The organism is Duganella rhizosphaerae, assembly GCF_040364205.1.
Lineage (GTDB): Bacteria > Pseudomonadota > Gammaproteobacteria > Burkholderiales > Burkholderiaceae_D > Rugamonas > Rugamonas rhizosphaerae.
Map to the genome: position 1 here is coordinate 260,279 of NZ_BPWK01000003.1, position 22,268 is coordinate 282,546.

The window sequence follows — 22,268 nt, forward strand, 5'->3', positions numbered from 1 at the left end:
CACGCCCGGTTTTTTTCGTCCCTACTCTGCCGCTGCGGCGTCGCCTTCGGCGGCGTCGTCGCCGTCCATCTCTTCCAGCTCGCCTTCCTGGGCCAGCCCGGGGTTCTGCTTCAGCTCGGCCTTGCGCCGGGCTTTTTCATCCGCTTTTTTCTTCTTTTCCAGCTCGCGCTGGCGCTTTTCATACGCGAAATTTGTCTTTGCCATTTGCCACCTCTTCTTTATACGGTTCGATTACCTGCCCACATTATGACGCAGTTACGGCCGGCGCAAGTTTTTCAGCCGCGGGGATGATGTTGCGCATGCAAATGCTTCAGGCGCTCGCGGGCGACGTGGGTGTAGATTTGCGTCGTCGAAATGTCCGAATGACCCAGCAGTAACTGTACCACCCGCAGGTCGGCGCCGTGGTTCAGCAGATGGGTGGCGAAGGCGTGGCGCAGCGTGTGCGGCGACAGCGGCGCAGTGATGCCGGCCTTTAAGGCATGTTTTTTAATCAAGACCCAGAACATCTGCCGCGTCATCGGCCCGCCGCGCGCGGTGACGAACAGCGCGTCGTCGACCTGGCCGTTGAGGATGATGCCGCGCGCGTCCTTGACGTAGCGCTCGATCCACACCCGCGCCTGCTGGCCGAACGGCACCAGCCGCGTCTTGGCGCCCTTGCCGGTGATGCGCAGCACGCCGTCGTTCAGGCTCAGCTCCAGCAGCTTGAGCGTGACCAGCTCGGACACGCGCAGGCCGCTGGCGTACATCAGCTCCAGCATGGTGCGCTCGCGCAGGCCCAGCGGCGTGGCGACGTCGGGCGCCGCCAGCAAGGCCTCCACTTGAATTTCGCTCAAGGTGTGGACGAAGCGGGCCGGCTGTTTGGCAGATACCAGTTTGAGCGTCGGATCGTCGGCGATGCGGCGCTGGCGCAGCAGCATCTGGTAGAAACGCCGCAGCACCGACAGCCGCCGGTTGGACGAGGTGGCCTTGCCGCTGTCCTGGTGGCGGGCGGCGATATAGCCTTCGATATCGTGCGCGGCCACCGCCGCCAGCCCCGCCACCTGCGGCCGCTTCTTCTCCAGCCAGGTGGCGAACAGGCGCATGTCGCGCCGATAGGCTTCCAGCGTGTTCTTCGACAGGCCGTCCTCCAGCCACAGGCTGTCGCAGAACTCGTCGATCAGAGCAGTGTTGTCTGTTGCCATGCGTATTCGCTCGATCCTTCATGCGCCAGCAGCCAGCGCTTGATGCCCAGCAGGTAGCCATTGGGGTCGTCGCTGTTGGCGAAACCGCCCAGGCCGCTGGCCGAGGTGACGCGGTGGCAAGGGATCACCACCGGGAACCAGTTGGCGCCGCAAGCCTGGCCCACCGCGCGCGGCGCCGAGCCGATGTGCCGGGCCAGCTCGCCGTAGGTGCGCACGCTGCCGCGCGGGATCGAGCGGATGGCGTCCCAGACCTTGTGCTGGAACTCGGTGCCGGCGCGCTTGAGCGGCAGGTCGAAGATGAAATCGGCGTCCTGGCAATACTGTTCCAGCTGCCCGGCCGCCAGTTCGGCGATGGCGTCCTGCGGCGCTTTTGCATCAAAATGGGGCGGCAGGTAACAGAGTTCGGTTATCAGACCACTTGCCGTGCGCACGCCCAGTTTTCCAAGCGGTAAATCCAGGACGGCGGAAAACAATTCATGCTGCTGTTGTATTTTCATCACACTCTATGCACCAAAAAAGCCGGCAGAAGTTGTCGAAATGCACCATTTTGTTGCATTCAAACTACATTAAAAAAACCACACCATTGCATTGTAAATCCGCGCCGCCAACGGCAGCAGTTCGACAGGCGAAAAAAAACGCACCTTGCGGTGCGTTTCCAAATCCTGCTTCACGTTCCCGGTCGTTTGCCTGTCCCCGTAGCGCGCTTGTGGCGGCCTGCAGCGACTATAACAACGACATTCTGTAAAACGTGTGTCTCCTCGATCTTTTGCCGGTATTCAGTACCGTTTCTCTACACACTCCCCACCTACAATTCTGGGCTCTTGCTACCGGGTCGCATATTGATATGCAGTTATCCCTGAGAGCGACGCAATCATAACTTATCTTTTTGCGTTTTTCCCAGTTTTTTTGCCACCCGGCCGCAGCACTAATTTAAGAGTAAATTAAATTTGGAAGCCACAAAGAAATTTGTGGTACATATGTGATCAATATCAAGAAGCCCAGCATCGTCAACAACCATGGCCATACGGCAACAGTGAGTTCGGTGATGCCCATCTTGGTGATGCCCGAGGCCACATACAGATTCAGGCCGACCGGCGGATGGCACATGCCCACCTCCATATTGACCACGATCAGGATGCCGAAGTGCACCGGATCGATGCCCAGCTTCATCGCCACCGGGAACAGGATGGGGGCCATGATCAGCACGATCGACGACGGCTCCATCACATTGCCCGCCAACAGCAACAGGATGTTCACCACCAGCAGGAAGCTGACCACGCCCAGGCCCTGGCCGGTGATCCATTCCGCCATCGCCTGCGGGATGTTTTCGCTGGTCATCAGGAACGAGAACAGCACCGCGTTGGTGATGATGTACAGCAGCATCGCCGACATCGCGGCCGAGTCCAGCAGCACCTTGCCCACCTGCTTGAGCTTCAAGTCCTTGTAGACGAACACGGCGATGACAAACGCGTACACCGCCGCCATCGCGGCCGCCTCGGTCGGCGTGAACGAGCCGGTGTAGATGCCGCCCATGACGATGACGATCAGCAGCAGGCCCCAGGCGCTCTTGCGGAAGGTGGCCCAGCGCTCGCCCCAGCTGGCCTTGGCCATGCGCGGGTAGTTGTGCTTGCGCGCCAGCCACCAGGTGGTCAGGCCGAGGAAGAACGCCAGCAGCACGCCCGGCACCACGCCGGCCATGAACAGCTTGCCCACCGAGGTGTTGGTGGTGACCGAGAACATCACCATCACGATCGACGGCGGGATCAGGATGCCCAGCGCGCCGGAGGTGGTGATGACGCCGGCGCCGAAACTCTTAGGATAACCCTGGCGCACCATGGCCGGCAGGATGATGGAGCCGATCGCCACCACGGTGGCCGGCGACGAGCCCGACACTGCGGCGAACAGCGCGCAGGCCAGCACGCCGGCCAGCGCCAGGCCGCCATGCCAGTGGCCGACCATCGAGCTGGCGAAGTTGATCATGCGCCGCGCCACCCCGCCATGGGTGAGGAAGTTACCCGCCAGGATAAAGAACGGGATGGCCATGATCTCGAACTTCTCGATGCCGGTGAACAGCTTGAGCGCCACCGATTCGATCGGCACCTGGGTCATGGTGAACAGGAAGGTCAGTACCGTCAGGCCGAGCGAGATGGAGATCGGCATGCCGGTCAACATCAGCAACAGCAGCAGCACGAAAATAATCAGTGCGTTCATGCGCGGGCTCCTTTTTCTTCAGCCGACAATTCGTCTTCCAGTCCCTCGACGTGCGAGTGGTCGTGCTTGGGCAGCTGGCCGGTCTTGAAGAAGGCCACCAGCACCTGCAGGAAACGGAAGCACATCAGGTAGGACCCCAGCGGCACCGCCAGGTAGACGATCCACATCGGCATTTCCAGGTCGGCCGAGGTCTGGTCGGTATGGCCGATCTCCCACACGAAGCTGGCGCCCAGCGTACCGACGATGCCGGTGAACACGGCGCCGGCCAGCAGGCCGAAGATGACGAACTTGTTGCGCCACGGCGTGTTCATGCGGTTGATGATGACGTCGACGCCGACGTGGATGCCGGTACGCACGCCGTAGGCGGCGCCGAACTTGGCCATCCAGACGAACATATAGATGCAGGCCTCCTGGGCCCAGCTGGTGTTGAGTTGAATCAGGTAGTCCTGCACGCCGGGTATCGGCAGGCCGGACAGGTAGCGGTGGACTACCGCGACGAAGATCAGAATGGTGGCTGCGGCCATCAGGGACGCAATCAACCATTCTTCGAGCTTATCGAGGAATTTCATGGTGGACCTTCAGTGGAGGAGACAAAAAACGGGACGGCCTTGCGCCGTCCCGGCGGCAGACTTATTTAGCTGCTTCTTTATTGATTGCGGAGATCAGGTCTTTGCCGATGCGGCCTTCCATGTCCTTCTGCACCGGCAGCAGGGCCTTGCGCCATTCGGCTTGCTCTTTCACGCTCAGCGTATAGATCTCGGTCTTGCCGGTCTTCTTGATCGCTTCCAGCGCCAGGTCGTTGTCGCGCTGGGCGATGGCTTTTTCAAACGTGGTGGCATCCTTCATCGCCTTGTCCAGCGCGGTGCGGATGTCGGCCGGCAGGCCGTCCCAGAACTTCTTGTTGACGATCACCGCGTAGCCCAGGTAGCCGTGGTTGGACACCGTCACGTGCTTCTGCACCTCGTGCATCTTCTGCGTGTACATATTCGACGGCGGATTCTCGGTGCCGTCGACCACGCCCGTCTGCAGCGCCTGGTACACCTCGGAGAAGGCCAGCACCTGCGGGTTGGCGCCCAGTGCGCGCATCTGCGCGTCCAGCACCTTGGACGACTGGATGCGCATCTTCAGGCCCTTGAAATCGGCCGGCGTATGCAGCGGCTTGTTGGCCGACATGACCTTGAAGCCGTTGTCCCAGAACGCCAGGCCGATGATGCCCTTCGGTTCCAGCTTCTTCATCAGGCCCTTGCCGATTTCGCCTTCGGTGACGTTGTACAGCGCCGTCTTGGACGGGAACACGTACGGCAGGTCGAACGCTTCGAATTCCTTCACGCCCAGCGGGCCGAATTTGGCCAGCGACGGCGCCAGCATCTGCACGGCGCCCAACTGCAGCGCTTCCAGTTCTTCCTTGTCCTTGTACAGCTGGCTGTTTGGGTAGACTTCGACCTTGACGCGGCCATTGGTGGCCTTCTCGGCCAGCTGCTTGAAGCGCTCGGCGGCCTGGCCTTTCGGCGTATCGGTGGCGACCACGTGGCTGAATTTGATGACGATAGGCGCCTGGGCGTAGGCGTTGAAGCTCAGAGCGACGCTCATGGCCAGTAGAACGGATTTCAATTTCATGGAGTCTCCAGAAGGGATTTAAAATACAGTATTGTTCTAGTTTGACCGATTCTTACCAATAGTGACAAGGGGCGCAACTGTGGATAACCACAATGGTGCCGCCACCCCAAGGCTTTACCCTGAGTCTCCATGACAGCCACACCAGCCAGAGTCCCGCCGCGCCGCGCCCACTACAGCTCCTCGCTGCGCTGGCTGCTGCCCATCATGCTGGTGCTGTTCTTCCTGGCGATATTGATCTGGCTACCTTGGCAGGCGCGCCAGATGGAGAGCAACGAGCGCCAGGAACAGCTGATCGCCGACACGTTGTGGGTCGAGCAAACCATCCGCTTCCAGCTGGCGCGCGACGAGGAAAGCCTGCGCGGGCTGGGCGTGGAGATCAGCGCCGGCCGCCTGCCGCAGGGCCAGACCCACGAACGCCTGGCGCGCCTGCTGAAGAACGGCCACGAACTGCTGCGCGTGATCTGGCTGCGGCCGGACGGCAGCCTGGCCGCCAGCAGCGATCCGCAGGCGGCGCCGGTGGAACTGTCGGAAGCCTCCAGGGCCACCATGGAGCTTGCCCGCAAGACCCGCCATGCGCTGTACACCCAGCCGGAAGCGCAGACCCCCAACCTGTCGGCCGCCCCCTCCGCCGTGCTGATGGACTATCACGTGCCGCTGTTCCGCGGCGACGACTACATCGGCGACCTGGTGGCCACCTACCAGGCCAGCGCGCTGCTGGAGGAAATGGTGCCTTGGTGGTTCGCGCAGGACAACCAGGTATCGCTGATCGACCGCGACGACAAGGTGCTGGCGCGCCGCGCCGCCGCGGGTCCCGGCCACGGCGTCTATACCCACAAGCGCGCGCTGGACCTGCCCGGCGCCACGGTCACGCTGGTGACGGACAGCGTCAAGAGCGAGCCGCAGCTGCTGCCCAACCTGCTGGTCGGCTCGGTGATCGTGCTGTCGCTGGGATTGTTATGGAGCTTGCTGGCCTTGTGGGGCCACATCTCGCGCCGGCTGGAGGCCGAAGGCGCGCTGCGCCAGCAGATGTCGTTCCGCACCGCGATGGAAAATTCGCTGGTCACCGGCCTGCGCGCGCGCGACCTCGAAGGCCGCATCACCTACGTCAACCCGGCCTTCTGCCACATCGTCGGCTATCCGGCCGAGGAACTGGTCGGCATGCTGCCGCCGATGCCCTACTGGGCGCCGGAGGAGATGGCGGAATACCAAACCCGCTTCGCCTCGGTCCTGGCGGGCAAGATCACGCCACAGTTCGAGACCATCTTCCAGCGCCCCGACGGCGAGCGCGTGCCGGTGCTGATCTTCGAGGCGCCGCTGGTGGACAAGGACGGCAAGCAGACCGGCTGGATGGGCTCCATCCTCGACATCTCGGACCGCAAGCGCATCGAGGAACTGAACCGCCAGCAGCACGAGAAGCTGCAGGCGAGCGCGCGCCTGGCGACCATGGGCGAAATCTCCTCGATGCTGGCGCATGAGCTGAACCAGCCGCTGGCCGCCATCTCCAGCTACACCACCGGCGCCCTCAACGTGCTGGCGCGCGCCGACAGCAGCGGCGCGGCGGTCGATGGCAGCATGCTCAAGCCGGCGCTGGAACAGGCCAGCGCGCAGGCGCAGCGGGCCGGCCAGATCATCCGCAGCGTGCACGAATTCGTCAAGAAGAGCGAGCCGCAGCGGCAGGAGATCGGCATCGCCTCGCTGCTCGAAGGCATCCGCGCGCTGATCGAGCTGCAGGCGCGCCAGGCCTACGTCTCCTTCAACGCCAGCGTCCCCGCCGACCTGCCGCCGGTGCGCGCCGACCGCGTGATGATCGAACAGGTGCTGCTCAACCTGACCCGCAACGCCATCGAAGCGATGGCCCACATCCCGCCGCAGCGGCGCATGCTCAACGTGGTGGCGGCGTACGATGCGGCCAACGCGCAGGTCAGCGTGGCGGTGATCGACCAGGGCCACGGCATACCGGAGGAAGTGGCGCAGCGTTTGTTCTCGCCGTTCTTCTCGACCAAGGCGGAAGGCATGGGCATGGGCCTCAACATCTGCCGCACCGCGATAGAATTCCACGGCGGCGCGTTGACCCACAGCGCCAACCCGCAGGGCGGAACCATATTTACCTTCACGCTGCCGGCGGTGCTGGCGGCGGCAGAACAGGAGACTTGAAGCATGCTGCATATCGTCGATGATGAAGCGGTCGTACGCGACTCCCTGACCTGGCTCGCCACTTCGCGCGGCATCCCCTCGCGCGCCTACGAATCGGCGCCGCAGCTGCTGGCGCACACCGAGGCCGGCCAGTTCGACGCCGACGGCGACTGCGTGCTGCTCGACGTGCGCATGCCGGACATGAACGGCGTGGCGGCGTTCGACCAGCTGTCCGCGCGCGGCCTGGTGCAGCGCATGCCGGTGATCTTCCTGACCGGCCATGGCGACGTGCCGATGGCGGTCGATGCGCTCAAGCGCGGCGCCTTCGACTTCTTCGAGAAGCCCTTCAACGACAACCAGCTGATGGACCGCGTGCAGGAAGCGCTGGCCAACTCGCGCCAGGCCGGCGCGATGGCGGCGGTGCACGCGCGCCTGGCCACGCTGTCGGCGCGCGAGCGCGAGGTGCTGGACCTGATCCTGGCCGGGAAGATGAACAAGGTGGTGGCCGACCAGCTGGGCATCAGCATGCGCACCGTCGAAGTCCACCGCGCCCACATCTTCGACAAGATGCAGGTCAAAACCGCGGTCGAACTGGCCGGCCTGCTGAAGTAGGACCGAAGTAGAAACCATATGCTCATATCACTGGTAGTCGTCTTCGTCATCACCTATGCCGCCATCGCGCTCGAACATCCGCTCGGCATCAACAAGTCCGCCTCGGCGCTGGTCGGCGCCGGCCTGATGTGGTGCATCTATGCGCTGGGCATGGACGACCCGCAGCTGGTGGGCGGAAAACTCGACACCACCGTCGCCGCGACCGCCCAGATTGTCTTCTTCCTGATGGGCGCCATGACCATCGTCGAAGTGGTCGATTCCCACCACGGCTTCGACGTCATCACCTCGCGCATCGGCACCTCCAGGCTGTCATCACTGATGTGGTTGGTTGGCCTGGCGACCTTCTTCCTCAGCGCCGTGCTGGACAACCTGACCACCACCATCGTCATGATTTCGCTGGCCAGGAAACTGCTCGATCGGGCGGAAGACCGGCTCCACTTCGCCGGCATCATCGTGCTGGCGGCCAACGCCGGCGGCGCCTGGTCGCCGATCGGCGACGTCACGACGACGATGTTGTGGATAGGCGGCCAGATCTCCAGCACCGGCATCATCGAAGCTGTATTCCTGCCGTCGCTGGTCAATCTGCTGCTGCCGTTGGCGATCTCCGCCTATGCGCTCAGGGGCCGCGGCATCGACGCCCCTCAACGCGGCGGCAAGCAGGCCGTCCACGCGGGCAGCGGCTTCGAACGCACGCTGATGTTCTGCCTGGGCATGGGCATTCTGGTGGCGGTGCCCGTCTTCAAGACCGCCACGCACCTGCCGCCGTTCATGGGCATGCTGTTCGGCCTGGGCCTGCTGTGGCTGGTGGGCGAGCTGCTACATCGGGACAAGCAGGTCGAGGACCGGGAAGCACTGTCGTTGACCAGCGCACTGCAGCGCATCGACCTGAGCGCGATCATCTTCTTCATCGGCATCCTGCTGGCCGTGGCCACGCTGGAGCACACGCATATCCTGACGGCGCTGGCCGAATGGCTGGAGCACACGATCGGCCGCCAGGACCTGATCGTGATCGCACTCGGCCTGCTGAGCGCCGTGGTCGACAACGTGCCGCTGGTGGCCGCCTCGATGGGCATGTACGACCTGGCGCAGTACCCGCTCGACGATTTCCTGTGGCACTTCATCGCCTATTGCGCCGGCACCGGCGGCTCGATCCTGATCATCGGCTCGGCCGCCGGCGTGGCCGCGATGAGCCTGGAGAAGATTCATTTCATCTGGTATGTCCGCAAGATCAGCGGACTGGCCTTGCTGGGCTACTTCGCCGGCGCCGCAGCCTACGTGCTGCAATACCGCCTGCTGCACTGAGTAGCCCGCTTGATTCCGTAGCTTTGGGGTCAGTTCCCGAGCTTTGCAGCGAGCTTTGGGGTCAGTTCCGGCAAAGTGCCATTTTCAGGACGGTGCGTCGCTTTGAAAACGCTCCCTGGCGCTGGACCTCTTGCCGGTTGCGGGATGCAAAGTCGCAACCTTACCCAGTCCGAAAGGCGGCATATTCACATACACATTCTCGGATGAACCCGGCGAAATCTTGTAGGTTTCATGCCAGATGCCGACATCACCGCTGGTTCCGACAGATTGGTTAAATTTCCGCCACGCCGGAAGATGCTCCGCATCCTTGTTCGACGCATAGGCAAGCAATTGCTCGGACGAGCGCCAATATTGCACCAGGATGACCGTACGGCCGAACCACATTTCATAGGACAGCAGGCCCGAGTCGGGCGTATTCACAAGTTCGCGCAACATCCGAGGCATAGCAGCCATTACCGGAAGCCACTTGTGAATTTTCCATAACTTATTGATGCGCATGCCTATCAGGAAGACCACAAAGTCGCCATCCAATTGAGCAGTTAGCCGTTCGGTACGAATCATCTGGAATTCCTACGCAAAAGAATTAAACACCCTGCGCCGCGATCCACTCGTCCACCACCTGCTCCAGCACCGGCAGCGGCACGTTGCCGGTCTCCAGCACCACGTTGTGGAAGGCCTTGATCGAGAACTTGTCACCCAGCGCTTTCCGCGCCTTGGCGCGCAGGTCGAGAATGCGCATCATGCCGATCTTGTAGGCGCAGGCCTGGCCCGGCATGGCGACGTAGCGCTCCACTTCCGCCGCAGGGATGCCGTAGTCTATGCCCTGCTGGCGCGTCCACCTCATCGCGTGCAGCCCGGTGTCCACCACCAGCCGGCGCGCGCGGAACAGTTCCGCGTCCAGCTGGCCCAGGTGGCCGACCACGTCGCCGTCGTACCAGTTGTTTTCCGCCGCCAGCTGCTCGGCATATAAAGCCCAGCCCTCGCCATACGCCGAGCCGACCGCGAACACGCGATCGCGCCGGTAGCGCGGCAGCTTGTCGTTCTCCTGCTGCAGCGCGACCTGGAAGTGGTGGCCCGGCACCCCCTCGTGATACACCAGCGTGCGCATGCCGACGATGCGGAATTCCGGCCCCGGCATCGGCGCCCAGAAAATGCCCGGCCGCGTGCCGTCCTTGGCCGGCCCCGTGTAGTGGGCCGCCGCCGTCTTCTCGGTGAAGGACGGCTCGCGCTTGACCACCACCGGCGCTTTCGGCGTGACGTCGAACAGCTCCTTGGCGCGCGCCTCGGCGTCGCGCAGCACGCCGTCATAGCGCGCCAGCAGCGCCGGACGCGGATCGGCATCCTTCGGCTGCGAGTCCTTCTCCAGTTGCGCCATGCGCTCCTTGATCGTGCCAGCGCTGTAGCCCAGCGACGCCAGCAAGCCATCCATCTCCTTCTCGATGCGCGCCACTTCCTGCAAGCCGATGTTGTGGATCTGCTCCGGCGTGTAGTCGGTGGAGGTCATCTGCCTGAGCAGCAGCGCGTAGGCCTTGTCGCCATTGGGCAGGCGCCACAGGCCGGCGTCGTTGGTGGTGCGCGGCAGCTGCTCCTGCAGCATCGCGCGGGCGCGCTGGAACACCGGGATAATCGATTGCCTGACGATGGTTTCAGCCGCCGCCGCAAACCTGGCCTGCTGTTCCGGCGACATATCCTTCAAGCCGCCCATGCGCTGCTTCAACGTGGCGACGAAGACGTTATTCTCCGGCGCGTCGCCAAGGAAGCGGTCCAGCTGCCCGATCGAGGACTGCGTCAAAAAGGTCGGCATCAGGATGCCGTGGCTGGCGGCGCCGCGCGCCTGTACGATGCCGGTGTCCATCTTGCCAGCCACCGCCTTCAAGCGCACCAGGTAGTTTTCCACGTCGCGCTGGTTGCGGATCGGGTGCGCCTGCGTCAGGAAATTCACCAGCTGCACATGCAGGCCGCCGAACTGGTTGAACACGAAGTTGTAGTCCGCGTAAGGCCAGGCATCCACGGCGCCGCGCAAATTCCAGGCGATGCTGGCGGCGCTGGCGCGCTGCTGCGGCGTCAGCGTCTGCTGGTCGATCCTGGCCAGCTGCGCCAGCGCGGTCTTGGCGGCGGCCACTTCGCCGGCGCGGTAGACGATGGAGTTCGGCGTCAGCTTACGGTCCAGGCGATCCTGCTCCTTGCCGCTGAAGTACTGCTTCTGCGTGGCCTGTTCAGGGTCGTTGCGCACCTTGGCGTTGGCGACCTTGTCGGCCCAGTCGTCGAAACTGGCGCCATGCGCGGCCAGCGTGAAGGATGCGCCGGCAAGCAGCGAAATGAATCTGGTTGAAGTATGCATGGACGTGGGCCTTGTGGAAGAACCGCACGAGTGTAGCGCAGTTCAAGCGTGGCAGGCCAGCGCCCATTCGACGTGCTCGCGCACCAGTTCCGACGGGTGCTCGCGGCGCGCCGTCAGCGCCGCGACGATGGCCGCATCGCCCTTGGCGCCGGCCGCCGCCGCGTTGCCCAGGCCGACCGCGATGTTGCGCAGCCAGCGTTCGTGGCCGATGCGGCGTATCGGACTGCCTTCCATCTTGCGGTTGAATTCTTCCTCGGTCCAGGCGAACAACTCCACCATCGAGGCGCTGCCCAGGCCGTGACGCTCGTCGAAGTCCGGCAGCACCGCGCGCTGCGCGAACTTGTTCCATGGGCAGGCGGTCTGGCAATCGTCGCAGCCGTAGACGCGGTTGCCGATCAGCGGCCGCATCTCCAGCGGAATCGCGCTTTTCAGTTCGATCGTCAGGTAGGACACGCAGCGCCGCGCATCGAGCTTGCCCGGCCCGAGGATGGCCTGGGTCGGGCAGATGTCGATGCACGCCGAGCACTGGCCGCAATGGCGGCCGGTCGGTTCGTCGACCGGCAGCGGCAGGTCGACCAGGAATTCGCCCATGAAGAACATCGAGCCGGCGGTGCGCGACAGCAGCAAGGTATGCTTGCCGCGCCATCCCAGGCCGGCCTTCTCCGCCAGCGGCAGCTCCATCACCGGCGCCGAGTCGGTGAAGACGCGGTAGCCGAACTCGCCGATCTCCGCCTTGACCTTGTCGGCCAGCTGCTGCAGGCGCGCGCGCAGCACCTTGTGGTAGTCCCTGCCCCGCGCATAGACCGAGACCACGGCGGCGCCGGGATCGGCCAAACGCCGGGCCTCGCGCTCACGCCAGTCCTTGTCGCCGCCGGTTTCCGTGTCCCTCGGCAGATAGTTCATGCGGGCGCTGACCACGCGGATGGTGCCCGGCACCAGCTCCGCCGGACGGGCGCGCATCATGCCGTGGGTGGCCATATAGTCCATTTCACCGTGCATGCCGGCGTCCAGCCACGCCTGCAGGCCCGCCTCGGCGTGACTGAGGTCGATGTCGGTGATGCGGATTTCGGCGAAGCCCAGCTCCACACCCCAGCGCTTGATGCTGAGGGCAAGTTCGGCTAAATTGGTGACTGGCAGGGACATCGGTAGCAGGTGGCGGTTACAATGGCTGGCGATCCAACCAACACGACATTCTAATTGATGCAGCACTTCCAAGCCCATCTCCATGACGAAGCCGGCACCGCCGCCCTGGGCACGGCCCTGGCGCGCGCCCTGGCGCCCGGCCTGGTGATCTACCTGCACGGCGACCTGGGGGCCGGCAAAACCGCCCTCACCCGCTCCCTGCTGCACGCCGCCGGCCATGTGGGCACGGTCAAAAGCCCGACCTACACCTTGTCCGAACCGTATGCAATCGAGCTCGACGGTCGCAGCGTCAGCGTGATCCATTTCGACCTGTACCGCATGGGCAGCCCGGAGGAATTCCTCGACGCCGGCTTCCGTGAAGACTTCAACGGCGACAACATCTGCATCGTCGAATGGCCCGAAAAGGCCGACCGCGTGCTGCCTGCCGCCGATATCAACCTGTTTCTGACTGTGGCCGGCAACGGCCGTGATGTAGAATTGCAGGCGTCCACCGCACTGGGTAACTCATGCCTTCAACGCCTCAAATTCGCCCCGAACATGTAAACAAGGGGGTGAAAAACCCGCCTGTTTCGCGCCGCACCGTGCTCAAGGCCGGCGCCACGCTGCTGCTTTCCGTGGTGGCGCCGATCCGGGCCTACGCCGCGCAGATCCTGGCGGTGCGGGTCTGGCCGGCGGAGGACTATACCCGCGTCACGCTGGAAAACGACGCCGCGCTCAAGGCCACGCACTTCATCGTCAAGGACCCGGAACGCATGGTGGTCGACATCGAAGGCCTGGAGCTGAACCCCACGCTCAAAAGCCTGGTCGCCAAGATCCAGTCCAACGACCCGTACATCAAGCAGGTACGCGTGGGCCAGAACCGGCCCAACGTGGTGCGCCTGGTGTTCGACCTGAAGGAAGAAATCACCCCGCAAGTGTTCACGCTGGCCCCGGCCGGCAACTACAAGCACCGCCTGATCTTCGACCTGTACCCGGTCAAGCCGGTCGACCCGATCGCCGCGATGATCGAAAAAGGCGACTGGTCGACCGACGGCAAAGCGCCGCCGTCCAGCGCGGCCGCCGCCGGCAGCGCGCCCAAGGGCGACATGCCGCCGCTAAAAACCTCCGAAGCCGATGCCATCGCCGCCACGCCGCAGGCGCAGCTGGAGGCGCTCAAGCCCAACACCAAGGCCGAGCCGCGCGCGGAACTGAAGAACGAGCTGAAAACCGCCGAAGCGCAGACCCGCGCCAGCGAAAGAACGGACAAGAACGGCAAGCTGATACGCATGCTGACCGTGGTGCTGGACCCCGGCCACGGCGGCGAAGACCCCGGCGCGTCGGGCAAGAACGGTAGCCGCGAGAAGGACATCGTGCTGGCCATCGCCAAGCGCCTGAAGGACAAGATCGAGGAGTTCCCCAATATGCGCGTGATGCTCACGCGCGACGGCGACTACTTCGTGCCGCTCGGCACCCGCGTCGACAAGGCACGCAAGGTGCAGGCCGATTTGTTTGTCTCGATCCACGCGGACGCCTTCGTGCAGCCGACCGCGCGCGGCTCGTCGGTGTTCGTGCTGTCGGAAAAAGGCGCCAGCTCGTCGGCGGCGCGCTGGCTGGCGGACAAGGAAAACCTGGCCGACACCATCGGCGGCGTCAACGTCAAGACCCAGGACCGCCAGCTGGCCAGCGTGCTGCTGGACCTGTCGACCACCGCGCAGATCAACGATTCGCTCCGACTGGGCAAGTCGGTGCTGGGCGAGATCGGCGGCATCAACCGCCTGCACAAAGGCTCGGTCGAGCAGGCCGGCTTCGCGGTGCTGAAGGCGCCGGACATTCCGTCGATCCTGATCGAGACCGCCTTCATCTCCAACCCGGAAGAAGAGGCCAAGCTGCTCGACGACGGCTACCAGAACCAATTGGCCGATGCCATCGTCAAGGGCATACGGCGTTATTTCGCGAAGAACCCACCGCTGGCAAAGAACCGGCTGACCTGATTAAAACGGACGAGACATGGCTGTCATAACGAACACGGAATACGGCGCACTGCCGGCAGTACAAATCACGGCGGCCGACGGCAGCCAGGCGACGGTGTCGCTGTTCGGCGCCCACCTGCTGTCATGGAAGACCGGCGACGGCAAGGAGCGGCTGTTCGTCAGCTCGCAGACGCCGCTGGACGGCAGCAAGGCCATACGCGGCGGCGTGCCGGTGATCTTCCCTCAGTTTAATGTGCGCGGCCCCGGCCTGCGCCACGGCTTCGCCCGCGTCAGCACCTGGCGCCTGACCGGCAGCGGCGGCGACGGCGGCCAGTCCTTCCTCGAATTCAGCCTCAATCAAAACGACCTGGCGCCGGACCACGCGCAAGCCTGGCCGCACGCCTTCGAACTGACGCTGCGCTTCACCCTGCACGGCGAGTCGCTCGACGCGCAGTTCACCGTGCATAACAGCGGCGCGCAGGAGTTCCCGTTCGGCGTCGCGCTGCACACCTATTACGACGTCGGCCAGCTGGCGGCGACCAGCATCAGCGGCCTGCAGCACATGCGCTGCACCGACCATCACCAGGAAACGCTGACGCAGGAGCATCCGGCGCTGCACTTCACCGCGAAGCTGGACCGCCTGTACCAGTCCACGCCGACGCTGACGCTGAACACGGCCAACGCCACGCTGCGCCTGGAGCAGCAAGGCTACGACAACTGGGTGGTGTGGAATCCGGGCCAGGACGACGCCAGGGCGCTGGTGGACCTGGCGGACGACGAGTACCTGCGCTTCGTCTGCATCGAGCCGGCGCGCATCGACCAGCAGCAGCTGGCCGCCGGCGCCACGTGGACCGGCAACCATCGCATCACTGCGGATTAATTCGACTCTTTGACGATGCGGCCGGAACCCGGCTGGATGGGCCGCGCATTCAATGGATAGAGGCGGCTGAACAGCGCCATCTGCGCCGGCGAGGCCTGCACCGGCTCCTTCATCACCAGCCACAACACGCCCTCGGAACACGGCGGCGTGGTCAGCGAACCCATAAACGTGAAGTAGTCGCGGCGCGCCGGCAGCAGGTCCATCGGATCGAGCACGGTCGATGGCGCCAGCGTTTCCAGCTTCTCCAGCGGCAGGTTGTTCCACACCGTCTGGATCACCGGCTGCGGCTTGCCGCGCTCGAGCAGCAGCGCCAGCACGGCCAGCTTGCCCTCTCCGTCCTTGTGCACCAGGTGCATCACCATCTCGTAACCCTTGCCGTTGATGCGCTCCTCCGACGGCCGGTGGAAGTGGAACTGGATCAGTTCATACATGCGGTTGTTCACCGTGATGAAATTGCCGCCGCCGAGCATGACCTGCACCGTATGGCCGTTGTCGGTCACGTTGAACGAGGAGGGATGGTAGTCGAAGGCGATCTGTTCCAGCTCGACCTTCATGCCGTCGCGGATATCGATCGGCGACTGGCGGTTGCCGGTGCCGCACTTGGCCCACTCCGGATTGATCTTGCCCCAGTTGGCCGGGCCGTTCTCGCCCTCGTACGACCAGACATTGCTGTACACCCTGGGCGCCACCGGCGCGGCGGCGGCGACCTTCTTGGCCTTGGCTGCGGCGGCGGCGCGGGCCTGCTGGTTGGCGCGCATGATGGCCAGGCGCGCCGCGATCTTGGCCGACAGGTCGGATTCCGCCTCGGCCTCGCGCTCGCGCTCGGACATCTTGCGGGTAGGGGACGATGTGCCGGAAGAACCGCCGGAGGCGGAAGCGCTGGAAGAACCAGGACTGTTGGGACGGATGGACGCGATACCCCCGGTAGCGCCACCCACCGCCGATTTCGTCGAAGGCGAAATCAGCGGATCGTTTGCTGCGCTGGCGGTCGCGAGAACGCAGCAGCAGGCAATCAGGGTGAGAAGAGGTCGCATGTGTATCCAGAAAGAAGAGAATTCACACTGGTATACGGATGCATTTGGGCAAAACTTGAGCGGACTGGGCCTTTCCGCAGGACTTTATTTGCAGAACAGCACGCTCAGCGGCCCAGCATGCGGCGCGACAGCTTCCACATGCCGCCCAGCGCCATCGGCACCACGGCCACGCCGACGCCGAACAGCACGATCTCGGTCAGGTGTTCGCGCACGATGGCGATATTGCCGAAGAAGTAGCCGGCGGTGGTCAGCAGCGTCACCCACAGCACGGCGCCGGTGATGTTGTACATCTGGAAGCGGGCATGGGTCATGTCCGACACGCCAGCCACGAACGGGGCGAAGGTGCGCACCACCGGCACGAAACGCGCCAGCACGATGGTCTTGCCGCCATGTTTTTCAAAGAAATCGTGGGTGCGGCGCAGCGCATCCTTGTTGAGCCAGCGGTAATCGTGGGTGAACACGCGCTGCCCGATGGCCTCGCCTATCCAGTAATTGAGCGTGTTGCCGGTGACGGCCGCCGTAATCAGCAGCAGCATCAGCAGGAACAGATTCATTTCGCCCAGCGCGCACAGGGCGCCGGCAATGAACAGCAGCGTATCGCCTGGGAAGAAGAACAGCACCACCAGACCGGTTTCGCAAAAGATGATCGCGAATAGCACGGCGTAGACCAAGGTTCCGTATTGCTGAATCAGCACTTCCAGTGTTTTGTCGACATGAAGGATCATGTCAAAAAATTGCATAAAATCCATATTCTTCCCATAAAGTCTGCGCCGGAATCATACACCACCCTTGCTCCGGTCGCGGAAGTTTCCGGACCGGTGATATCCAGTTTACAATCTCCCGAGCGTCCGCAACAAGCAGGCGCGACCAACCAAGGAGATAATGGATGTCCCTGACCCACCCGTTCCGCGCCCTTCCCCTCTCCGCCCTGGCGATCAGCCTGGCTTCCCTGGCGCACGCCGCCGACCTGCCGGTGCGGCCCAGCGCCGGCGACATCGTCAAGCTGTCCAAGCCGTCCGACTGGCGTCCGCTGGACCCCAACAACACCTTGTACATGGAGCTGCCCAGTGGCCGCGTGGTGATCGAGCTGGCGCCGGATTTCGCGCCGCAGGGCATCGCCAACATCAAGACGCTGGTCAAGGAAGGGTATTTCGACGGCCTGGCCATGCTGCGCTCGCAGGATAACTATGTGGCGCAATGGGGCGATCCGAACGCCGAGACCAAGCCCAAGTCGCTGGGATCGGCCAAGGCCAAGGTGCCTGGCGAGTTCACGGTGCCGATGGCGAACGACAAGCACTTCGTGCGCCAGCAGGACGCGGACGGCTACGCGCCGCAGGTCGGCCATTCGAACGGCTTCCCGGTAGGCCGCGATCCCAAGGCCAAGACCACCTGGCTGGCGCACTGCTACGGCATGGTCGGCGTGGGCCGCGACAACGACACCGACAGCGGCAGCGGGGCCGAGCTGTATGCCGTCACCGGCAACGCGCCGCGCCACCTGGACCGCAATATCACGGTGGTGGGCCGGGTGGTATCGGGCATGCCGCTGTTGACCGGACTGCCGCGCGGCAGCGAGGCGATGGGCTTCTACGGCGCCGGCGAAACCCGCATGCCGATCAAATCGGTGCGGCTGGAGGCCGACGTGCCGGAGGCGGAGCGCAGCCACCTGGAGGTGATGCGCAGCGAGGCGCCTATTTACAAGGACGTGGTCGACGCGGCGCGCAACCGTGGCGGCCCGTGGAACAAATTCACGCCGCACTACGTTGAACTGTGCAATGCGCCGATTCCCGTGCGCGAGCATCCAAAGGACTAAACCCACAAGCAAGGGGTCTGACCCCGTCGGGGTCAGACCCCTGTCTCCGCCGTGCGGGGTAATCGGGCGCGGCGAGCAGTTATAATCTCGTGATGAACGCGCCCGACACTTCCCCCCGTACTCCCCGCCCCATCCAGGCCCTGCCTGACCAGCTGATTTCGCAGATCGCCGCCGGCGAGGTGGTCGAACGGCCGTCCGCCGTGGTCAAGGAGCTGCTGGAGAACGCCCTCGACGCCGGTTCCACCCAGATCACCGTGCGGCTGGAGGAAGGCGGCGTCAAACGCATCGCCATCACCGACAACGGCCGCGGCATCCCGCCCGAGCAGATGCCGCTCGCGCTGGCGCGCCACGCCACCTCCAAGATCGCCTCGCTGGACGACCTGGAAAACGTCGGCACGCTGGGCTTCCGCGGCGAGGCGCTGGCCTCGATCGCCTCGGTGGCCGCCGTCACGCTGACCTCGCGCACCGCCGACGCCGCCCATGCATGGGAAATCGTCGGCTCGCACAACGGCGCGGTGGCGCCGTCGTCCGGCGCCCAGGGCACCACGGTCGACGTGCAGGACCTGTACTTCAACACGCCGGCGCGCCGCAAATTCCTCAAGTCCGAGCAGACCGAATTCGGCCACTGCGCCGAAGTCGTGCGCCGCATCGCGCTGGCGCGGCCGGACGTGTCGTTCTCGCTCAGCCACAACGGCCGCACCATCGATCACTGGAACGTCAGCGAGATGGCCAAGCGCAGTGCCCACATCCTCGGCGACGGCTTCGCCGAGGCGCGCCTGCCGATCGACGAAAGCGCCGGCCCGCTGCGCCTGCACGGCTACGCCGGCCTGCCGACCGCCTCCAAGGCGCGCGCCGACGGCCAGTTCTTCTACGTGAACGGCCGCTTCGTGCGCGACAAGGTGCTGGTGCACGCCGTCAAGGCGGCCTACCAGGACGTGCTGCACGGCGACCGCTTCCCGTCCTACGTGCTGGCGCTCGACCTCGATCCTGCGCTGGTGGACGTCAACGTCCACCCGTCGAAGATCGAAGTGCGCTTCCGCGACAGCCGCGCGGTGCACCAGTTTGTGTTCCACGCGGTGCAGCGCGCGCTGGCGCAGACCTCGGCCACTTCGCACGGCAGCGTGCCGTCGCCGCTGCCGGCGGCCGAAAGCCTGGGCAGCTCGACCTGGCGCGGCGAGCAGACTTCGTTCGGGCCGTTGCTGGCGCCGGACTATTCACCGACGTTCTCGCCGTCGCCATTCGGCTCGCGTGACGGCGGCGCAAGCGGTGCTGGTGCAGGCGCAGGCTTCGGCGCGCCCCGCTTCGGCGGCAGCGAAGGCGGCGTGGCCCAGAGCACGGAAAAATACGGCGCCCTGTTCGGCGGCTCCGGCCCCGTCACCGGCTACCGCGCCGAATCGGACATGGCGCTGCCGCAGGCCAGCCCGTTCACGGTCTCCTCGGCCGCGATGGCGCAGGAAGAGTTCCCGCTCGGCTTCGCGCTGGCGCAGCTGCACGGCATCTACATCCTGGCGCAGAACAACAAGGGCATGGTGCTGGTCGACATGCACGCCGCGCACGAGCGCATCCTGTACGAACAACTGAAAACCGCCCTGGACAGCCGCGTCGCCGGCGAAGAGATGCAGGTGCAGCCGCTGCTGATCCCCGTCACCTTCTACGCCGACACGGTGGAAGTGGCGACAGCCTCCGAACACCAGGAGACCTTGCAAGCATTGGGCTTCGACATCGCCACGCTGTCGCCGACCACGCTGGCGGTGCGCTCGGTGCCGGTGCTGCTGAAAAACGCCGACGCCCAGACGCTGGCGCGCGACGTGCTGCGCGACGTGCGCGAATTCGGCGGCTCGCGGGTGCTGATCGAGCGCCAGAACGAGTTGCTGGGCACACTGGCCTGCCACACGGCGGTGCGCGCCAACCGCATCCTGTCGACGCAGGAAATGAACGCCCTGCTGCGCCAGATGGAAATCACCGAACGCGCCGACCAGTGCAACCACGGCCGCCCGACCTGGGTGCAGGTGGAGATCGGCGCGCTCGACAAGCTGTTCCTGCGCGGTCAATAAGATGAACACTCACGTTTCAAAACCGCTGGCGGTCACCATCATGGGGCCTACGGCGTCGGGCAAGACGGCGTCCGCGCTGGCGATCGCGCAGCGCATTCCGTCGGAGATCATCTCGGTCGATTCCGCGCTGGTGTATCGCGGCATGGACATCGGCACCGCCAAGCCCACGCGCGAAGAGCGCGCCGCCGCGCCGCATCACCTGATCGACATCATCGATCCGCTCGATTCGTATTCGGTGGCGCAGTTCCGCAACGATACGCTGCGGCTGGTCGACGAGATCGTCGCGCGCGGCAAGCTGCCCTTGCTGGTGGGCGGCACCATGCTGTACTTCAAAGGACTGGCCGACGGCCTCGATGACCTGCCCGGCGCCGATCCCGCATTGCGCGCCGAGCTGGAAGAGGAAGCGGCCCGCGTCGGCTGGCCGGCCATGCACGCCAAGCTGGCATTGCTCGATCCCGAAACCGCCGCCCGCCTGGCGCCGGCGGACGCGCAACGCATCCAGCGCGCGCTGGAGATCTGCGCCTTGAGCGGCAAGCCGATGTCGGAGCTGCTGGCGTTGAAGGAAAAGACCGAGCTGCCGTTCGACCTGCTGTCGTTCGCGCTGGAGCCGTCGGACCGCGCCGTGCTGCACCAGCGCATCGCGCGCCGCTTCGACATCATGCTGGAAGAAGGCCCGGACGGTAACCTGATCACCGAAGTGGAAGTGCTGCGCCGCCGCGGTGACCTGCATCCCGGCCTGCCGTCGATGCGCTGCGTGGGTTATCGGCAGGCGTGGGAGTACCTGGACGGCACCATCGACTACAAGACGATGCGCGAGACCGGCATCATCGCCACGCGCCAGTTGGCCAAGCGCCAGCTGACGTGGCTGCGCTCCATGCCGGAGCGCGTGGTGCTCGACTGCCTGGGCGCCGACCCGGCCAGCGCGATGCTGGCGCAGATCGCCGAGAGGCTGGGCTAGACGGTTTCAGGATTTCGCCGGCGGCGCGGTATCCATATAAATGATTTCCCACAAATGGCCGTCGAGGTCTTGGTAGCCGTGGCCGTACATGAAGCCGTGGTCCTGCGGCTCCTTGTAGGCGCTGCCGCCGGCTTCGATGGCCTTGTTGACCATCGACGTGACCTGCTCGCGCGACTCCACTTGCAGGCAGAGCAGCACCTCGGTCGAGGTGCGGGCGTCGCAGATGGGCTTGGGCGTGAAACCCTTGAAGCGCTCCTCGACCAGCAGCATGACGAAGATATTTTCCGCCACGATCATGCAGGTGGCGCTGTCGTCGGTGTATTGTTGGTTGAAGGAGTAGCCCAGGTGGCTAAAGAACTTGACCGAGGCGGCCAGGTCGCGCACGGGGAGGTTCACAAAGATATTGGTCGCCATATCGTCTCCGTTAAAAAAATGTTCACACCCAGCGAAACAGCATACCAATTTGACTATCTTTTGGCGACGCGATTCAAAATTTTAAAAAATTTTCGGAACGGTCGTTGACAGCGAAGGCTCCAACCCCCATAATGCTGGGCGTTGCAGGTGATATAGCTCAGTTGGTTAGAGCACAGCATTCATAATGCTGGGGTCGGTGGTTCAAGTCCACCTATCACCACCAAGAATTTCGAAGGGCGATAACTCGATGGGTTATCGCCCTTTTTGCTTGTGCGCGGCCTTATTTGCTTGTCGCGGCGGGACGGGCGGCGGCGCGTTCGGCGCCGTAGGTCTTGACCAGGTAGTCCACCATGTCGGGAATGTCGGCGTCCGAAAACTGGGCGCCGAACGGTTTCTTCATCTTCTTCACCGTGGCCTCCCAGTAGGCGCGCGGCGATGCCGGCGGTTGCGACTGGATGTAGTGCACCGAGTGGCAGAGCATGCAATTGCTCTGGACCAGCGCATAACCCGGCAGTGTGCTGGGTTTGAACAGCGCGGTCTCGGACGGCAGGTCGATGTCAAGCGCGAACGCGGGGGCCGCCATCATCAGGCCGGCGGCAAGCAGGGAACGGATCATCATGAGGCTCTCC

22 protein-coding genes and 1 tRNA gene are annotated in these 22,268 nt (G+C 64.3%); 10 read left to right on the forward strand and 13 right to left on the reverse strand.

Annotated elements, in window-relative coordinates:
* Positions 1-21 precede the first annotated feature (21 nt).
* The 6 genes from RUGAMON1_RS08405 to RUGAMON1_RS08430 form a co-directional block, all read right to left on the reverse strand.
* Positions 22-204 (reverse strand): hypothetical protein, encoded by a 183-nt coding sequence (locus RUGAMON1_RS08405; RefSeq protein ID WP_217941052.1) that lies wholly within the window; start codon positions 202-204, stop codon positions 22-24.
* Between the two features lie 71 nt (positions 205-275).
* On the reverse strand, positions 276-1,181 hold the full coding sequence (xerD, locus tag RUGAMON1_RS08410; RefSeq protein WP_445230080.1) for a site-specific tyrosine recombinase XerD: 906 nt from the start codon (positions 1,179-1,181) through the stop codon (positions 276-278).
* Positions 1,157-1,678, reverse strand: a complete 522-nt coding sequence (locus tag RUGAMON1_RS08415) for a methylated-DNA--[protein]-cysteine S-methyltransferase (RefSeq protein ID WP_445230081.1) — start codon at positions 1,676-1,678, stop codon at positions 1,157-1,159. Before RUGAMON1_RS08415 ends, xerD begins: the two co-directional genes overlap by 25 nt.
* Before the next feature lie 433 nt (positions 1,679-2,111).
* Positions 2,112-3,392: a TRAP transporter large permease gene (locus tag RUGAMON1_RS08420; protein WP_445230082.1), complete on the reverse strand. Its 1,281-nt coding sequence runs from the start codon at positions 3,390-3,392 to the stop codon at positions 2,112-2,114.
* Complete coding sequence (locus tag RUGAMON1_RS08425) at positions 3,389-3,961, reverse strand: TRAP transporter small permease (protein WP_445230083.1); 573 nt, start codon at positions 3,959-3,961, stop codon at positions 3,389-3,391. Before RUGAMON1_RS08425 ends, RUGAMON1_RS08420 begins: the two co-directional genes overlap by 4 nt.
* Positions 3,962-4,022: 61 nt before the next feature.
* Positions 4,023-5,009, reverse strand: a complete 987-nt coding sequence (locus tag RUGAMON1_RS08430; protein WP_445230084.1) for a TRAP transporter substrate-binding protein — start codon at positions 5,007-5,009, stop codon at positions 4,023-4,025.
* A gap of 129 nt (positions 5,010-5,138) precedes the next feature.
* Here RUGAMON1_RS08430 and RUGAMON1_RS08435 point away from each other — a divergent pair, with 129 nt between their 5' ends.
* Genes RUGAMON1_RS08435 through nhaD form a run of 3 tightly spaced genes read left to right on the forward strand, consistent with a single transcriptional unit; the run spans position 5,139 to position 9,056 of the window.
* Positions 5,139-7,163: a two-component system sensor histidine kinase NtrB gene (locus RUGAMON1_RS08435; RefSeq protein WP_445230085.1), complete on the forward strand. Its 2,025-nt coding sequence runs from the start codon at positions 5,139-5,141 to the stop codon at positions 7,161-7,163.
* Between the two features lie 3 nt (positions 7,164-7,166).
* Positions 7,167-7,754, forward strand: coding sequence for a response regulator transcription factor (locus tag RUGAMON1_RS08440; protein WP_445230086.1), 588 nt, complete (start codon positions 7,167-7,169; stop codon positions 7,752-7,754).
* An 18-nt stretch (positions 7,755-7,772) separates the two neighbouring features.
* Complete coding sequence (nhaD, locus tag RUGAMON1_RS08445) at positions 7,773-9,056, forward strand: sodium:proton antiporter NhaD (protein ID WP_445230087.1); 1,284 nt, start codon at positions 7,773-7,775, stop codon at positions 9,054-9,056.
* Positions 9,057-9,140: 84 nt separating this feature from the next.
* Here the strand turns inward: nhaD and RUGAMON1_RS08450 are convergent, their stop codons facing one another.
* The 3 genes from RUGAMON1_RS08450 to queG are packed head-to-tail and all read right to left on the reverse strand — an operon-like array spanning position 9,141 to position 12,540.
* On the reverse strand, positions 9,141-9,617 hold the full coding sequence (locus RUGAMON1_RS08450) for a DUF4188 domain-containing protein (protein WP_445230088.1): 477 nt from the start codon (positions 9,615-9,617) through the stop codon (positions 9,141-9,143).
* A gap of 22 nt (positions 9,618-9,639) precedes the next feature.
* Positions 9,640-11,397 (reverse strand): DUF885 domain-containing protein, encoded by a 1,758-nt coding sequence (locus tag RUGAMON1_RS08455; RefSeq protein ID WP_445230089.1) that lies wholly within the window; start codon positions 11,395-11,397, stop codon positions 9,640-9,642.
* A gap of 42 nt (positions 11,398-11,439) precedes the next feature.
* Entirely contained in the window at positions 11,440-12,540 is a 1,101-nt protein-coding gene (gene queG / locus RUGAMON1_RS08460; protein ID WP_445230090.1) for a tRNA epoxyqueuosine(34) reductase QueG, read from the reverse strand.
* A 57-nt stretch (positions 12,541-12,597) separates the two neighbouring features.
* On the opposite strand from queG, the gene tsaE reads away from it, so the two are divergent.
* The 3 genes from tsaE to RUGAMON1_RS08475 are packed head-to-tail and all read left to right on the forward strand — an operon-like array spanning position 12,598 to position 15,369.
* On the forward strand, positions 12,598-13,083 hold the full coding sequence (gene tsaE, locus RUGAMON1_RS08465; RefSeq protein ID WP_116991545.1) for a tRNA (adenosine(37)-N6)-threonylcarbamoyltransferase complex ATPase subunit type 1 TsaE: 486 nt from the start codon (positions 12,598-12,600) through the stop codon (positions 13,081-13,083).
* On the forward strand, positions 13,047-14,510 hold the full coding sequence (locus RUGAMON1_RS08470; RefSeq protein WP_445230091.1) for an N-acetylmuramoyl-L-alanine amidase: 1,464 nt from the start codon (positions 13,047-13,049) through the stop codon (positions 14,508-14,510). The genes tsaE and RUGAMON1_RS08470 overlap by 37 nt, the downstream gene beginning before the upstream one ends.
* 16 nt (positions 14,511-14,526) lie before the next feature.
* A complete protein-coding gene (locus tag RUGAMON1_RS08475; RefSeq protein WP_445230092.1) occupies positions 14,527-15,369 on the forward strand; it encodes a D-hexose-6-phosphate mutarotase in 843 nt (280 codons plus the stop codon).
* On the opposite strand, the gene RUGAMON1_RS08480 is transcribed toward RUGAMON1_RS08475, so the two are convergent.
* Together RUGAMON1_RS08480 and RUGAMON1_RS08485 are read right to left on the reverse strand one after the other, a co-directional pair.
* Positions 15,366-16,403: a carbonic anhydrase gene (locus RUGAMON1_RS08480; protein WP_445230093.1), complete on the reverse strand. Its 1,038-nt coding sequence runs from the start codon at positions 16,401-16,403 to the stop codon at positions 15,366-15,368. The two genes, RUGAMON1_RS08475 and RUGAMON1_RS08480, sit on opposite strands and share 4 nt — an antisense overlap.
* A gap of 104 nt (positions 16,404-16,507) precedes the next feature.
* Positions 16,508-17,152 carry a VTT domain-containing protein gene (locus RUGAMON1_RS08485; protein WP_445230094.1) on the reverse strand — a complete coding sequence of 215 codons (645 nt, stop codon included), beginning with the start codon at positions 17,150-17,152 and terminating at the stop codon, positions 16,508-16,510.
* Positions 17,153-17,289: 137 nt separating this feature from the next.
* On the opposite strand from RUGAMON1_RS08485, the gene RUGAMON1_RS08490 reads away from it, so the two are divergent.
* The 3 genes from RUGAMON1_RS08490 to miaA all read left to right on the forward strand — a co-directional run bounded on the left by RUGAMON1_RS08490 (position 17,290) and on the right by miaA (position 21,225).
* On the forward strand, positions 17,290-18,213 hold the full coding sequence (locus RUGAMON1_RS08490) for a peptidylprolyl isomerase (RefSeq protein WP_445230095.1): 924 nt from the start codon (positions 17,290-17,292) through the stop codon (positions 18,211-18,213).
* A gap of 92 nt (positions 18,214-18,305) precedes the next feature.
* A complete protein-coding gene (mutL, locus tag RUGAMON1_RS08495) occupies positions 18,306-20,267 on the forward strand; it encodes a DNA mismatch repair endonuclease MutL (RefSeq protein WP_445230096.1) in 1,962 nt (653 codons plus the stop codon).
* Position 20,268: 1 nt separating this feature from the next.
* Positions 20,269-21,225, forward strand: a complete 957-nt coding sequence (gene miaA, locus RUGAMON1_RS08500; RefSeq protein ID WP_445230097.1) for a tRNA (adenosine(37)-N6)-dimethylallyltransferase MiaA — start codon at positions 20,269-20,271, stop codon at positions 21,223-21,225.
* A gap of 6 nt (positions 21,226-21,231) precedes the next feature.
* On the opposite strand, the gene RUGAMON1_RS08505 is transcribed toward miaA, so the two are convergent.
* Positions 21,232-21,639 carry a VOC family protein gene (locus tag RUGAMON1_RS08505; protein WP_445230098.1) on the reverse strand — a complete coding sequence of 136 codons (408 nt, stop codon included), beginning with the start codon at positions 21,637-21,639 and terminating at the stop codon, positions 21,232-21,234.
* A 146-nt stretch (positions 21,640-21,785) separates the two neighbouring features.
* Here RUGAMON1_RS08505 and RUGAMON1_RS08510 point away from each other — a divergent pair.
* Positions 21,786-21,862 (forward strand) — tRNA-Met (locus RUGAMON1_RS08510).
* Between the two features lie 57 nt (positions 21,863-21,919).
* On the opposite strand, the gene sorB is transcribed toward RUGAMON1_RS08510, so the two are convergent.
* Complete coding sequence (gene sorB, locus RUGAMON1_RS08515) at positions 21,920-22,258, reverse strand: SorB family sulfite dehydrogenase c-type cytochrome subunit (RefSeq protein WP_445230099.1); 339 nt, start codon at positions 22,256-22,258, stop codon at positions 21,920-21,922.
* Positions 22,259-22,268: the final 10 nt, after the last annotated feature.

Coding starts and splice junctions, on each gene's coding strand:
- RUGAMON1_RS08405 (WP_217941052.1), bottom strand. CDS start 204: ATGGCAAAGACAAATTTCGCGTATGAAAAGCGCCAGCGCGAGCTGGAA.
- xerD (WP_445230080.1), bottom strand. CDS start 1,181: ATGGCAACAGACAACACTGCTCTGATCGACGAGTTCTGCGACAGCCTG.
- RUGAMON1_RS08415 (WP_445230081.1), bottom strand. CDS start 1,678: ATGAAAATACAACAGCAGCATGAATTGTTTTCCGCCGTCCTGGATTTA.
- RUGAMON1_RS08420 (WP_445230082.1), bottom strand. CDS start 3,392: ATGAACGCACTGATTATTTTCGTGCTGCTGCTGTTGCTGATGTTGACC.
- RUGAMON1_RS08425 (WP_445230083.1), bottom strand. CDS start 3,961: ATGAAATTCCTCGATAAGCTCGAAGAATGGTTGATTGCGTCCCTGATG.
- RUGAMON1_RS08430 (WP_445230084.1), bottom strand. CDS start 5,009: ATGAAATTGAAATCCGTTCTACTGGCCATGAGCGTCGCTCTGAGCTTC.
- RUGAMON1_RS08435 (WP_445230085.1), top strand. CDS start 5,139: ATGACAGCCACACCAGCCAGAGTCCCGCCGCGCCGCGCCCACTACAGC.
- RUGAMON1_RS08440 (WP_445230086.1), top strand. CDS start 7,167: ATGCTGCATATCGTCGATGATGAAGCGGTCGTACGCGACTCCCTGACC.
- nhaD (WP_445230087.1), top strand. CDS start 7,773: ATGCTCATATCACTGGTAGTCGTCTTCGTCATCACCTATGCCGCCATC.
- RUGAMON1_RS08450 (WP_445230088.1), bottom strand. CDS start 9,617: ATGATTCGTACCGAACGGCTAACTGCTCAATTGGATGGCGACTTTGTG.
- RUGAMON1_RS08455 (WP_445230089.1), bottom strand. CDS start 11,397: ATGCATACTTCAACCAGATTCATTTCGCTGCTTGCCGGCGCATCCTTC.
- queG (WP_445230090.1), bottom strand. CDS start 12,540: ATGTCCCTGCCAGTCACCAATTTAGCCGAACTTGCCCTCAGCATCAAG.
- tsaE (WP_116991545.1), top strand. CDS start 12,598: ATGCAGCACTTCCAAGCCCATCTCCATGACGAAGCCGGCACCGCCGCC.
- RUGAMON1_RS08470 (WP_445230091.1), top strand. CDS start 13,047: ATGCCTTCAACGCCTCAAATTCGCCCCGAACATGTAAACAAGGGGGTG.
- RUGAMON1_RS08475 (WP_445230092.1), top strand. CDS start 14,527: ATGGCTGTCATAACGAACACGGAATACGGCGCACTGCCGGCAGTACAA.
- RUGAMON1_RS08480 (WP_445230093.1), bottom strand. CDS start 16,403: ATGCGACCTCTTCTCACCCTGATTGCCTGCTGCTGCGTTCTCGCGACC.
- RUGAMON1_RS08485 (WP_445230094.1), bottom strand. CDS start 17,152: ATGGATTTTATGCAATTTTTTGACATGATCCTTCATGTCGACAAAACA.
- RUGAMON1_RS08490 (WP_445230095.1), top strand. CDS start 17,290: ATGTCCCTGACCCACCCGTTCCGCGCCCTTCCCCTCTCCGCCCTGGCG.
- mutL (WP_445230096.1), top strand. CDS start 18,306: ATGAACGCGCCCGACACTTCCCCCCGTACTCCCCGCCCCATCCAGGCC.
- miaA (WP_445230097.1), top strand. CDS start 20,269: ATGAACACTCACGTTTCAAAACCGCTGGCGGTCACCATCATGGGGCCT.
- RUGAMON1_RS08505 (WP_445230098.1), bottom strand. CDS start 21,639: ATGGCGACCAATATCTTTGTGAACCTCCCCGTGCGCGACCTGGCCGCC.
- sorB (WP_445230099.1), bottom strand. CDS start 22,258: ATGATGATCCGTTCCCTGCTTGCCGCCGGCCTGATGATGGCGGCCCCC.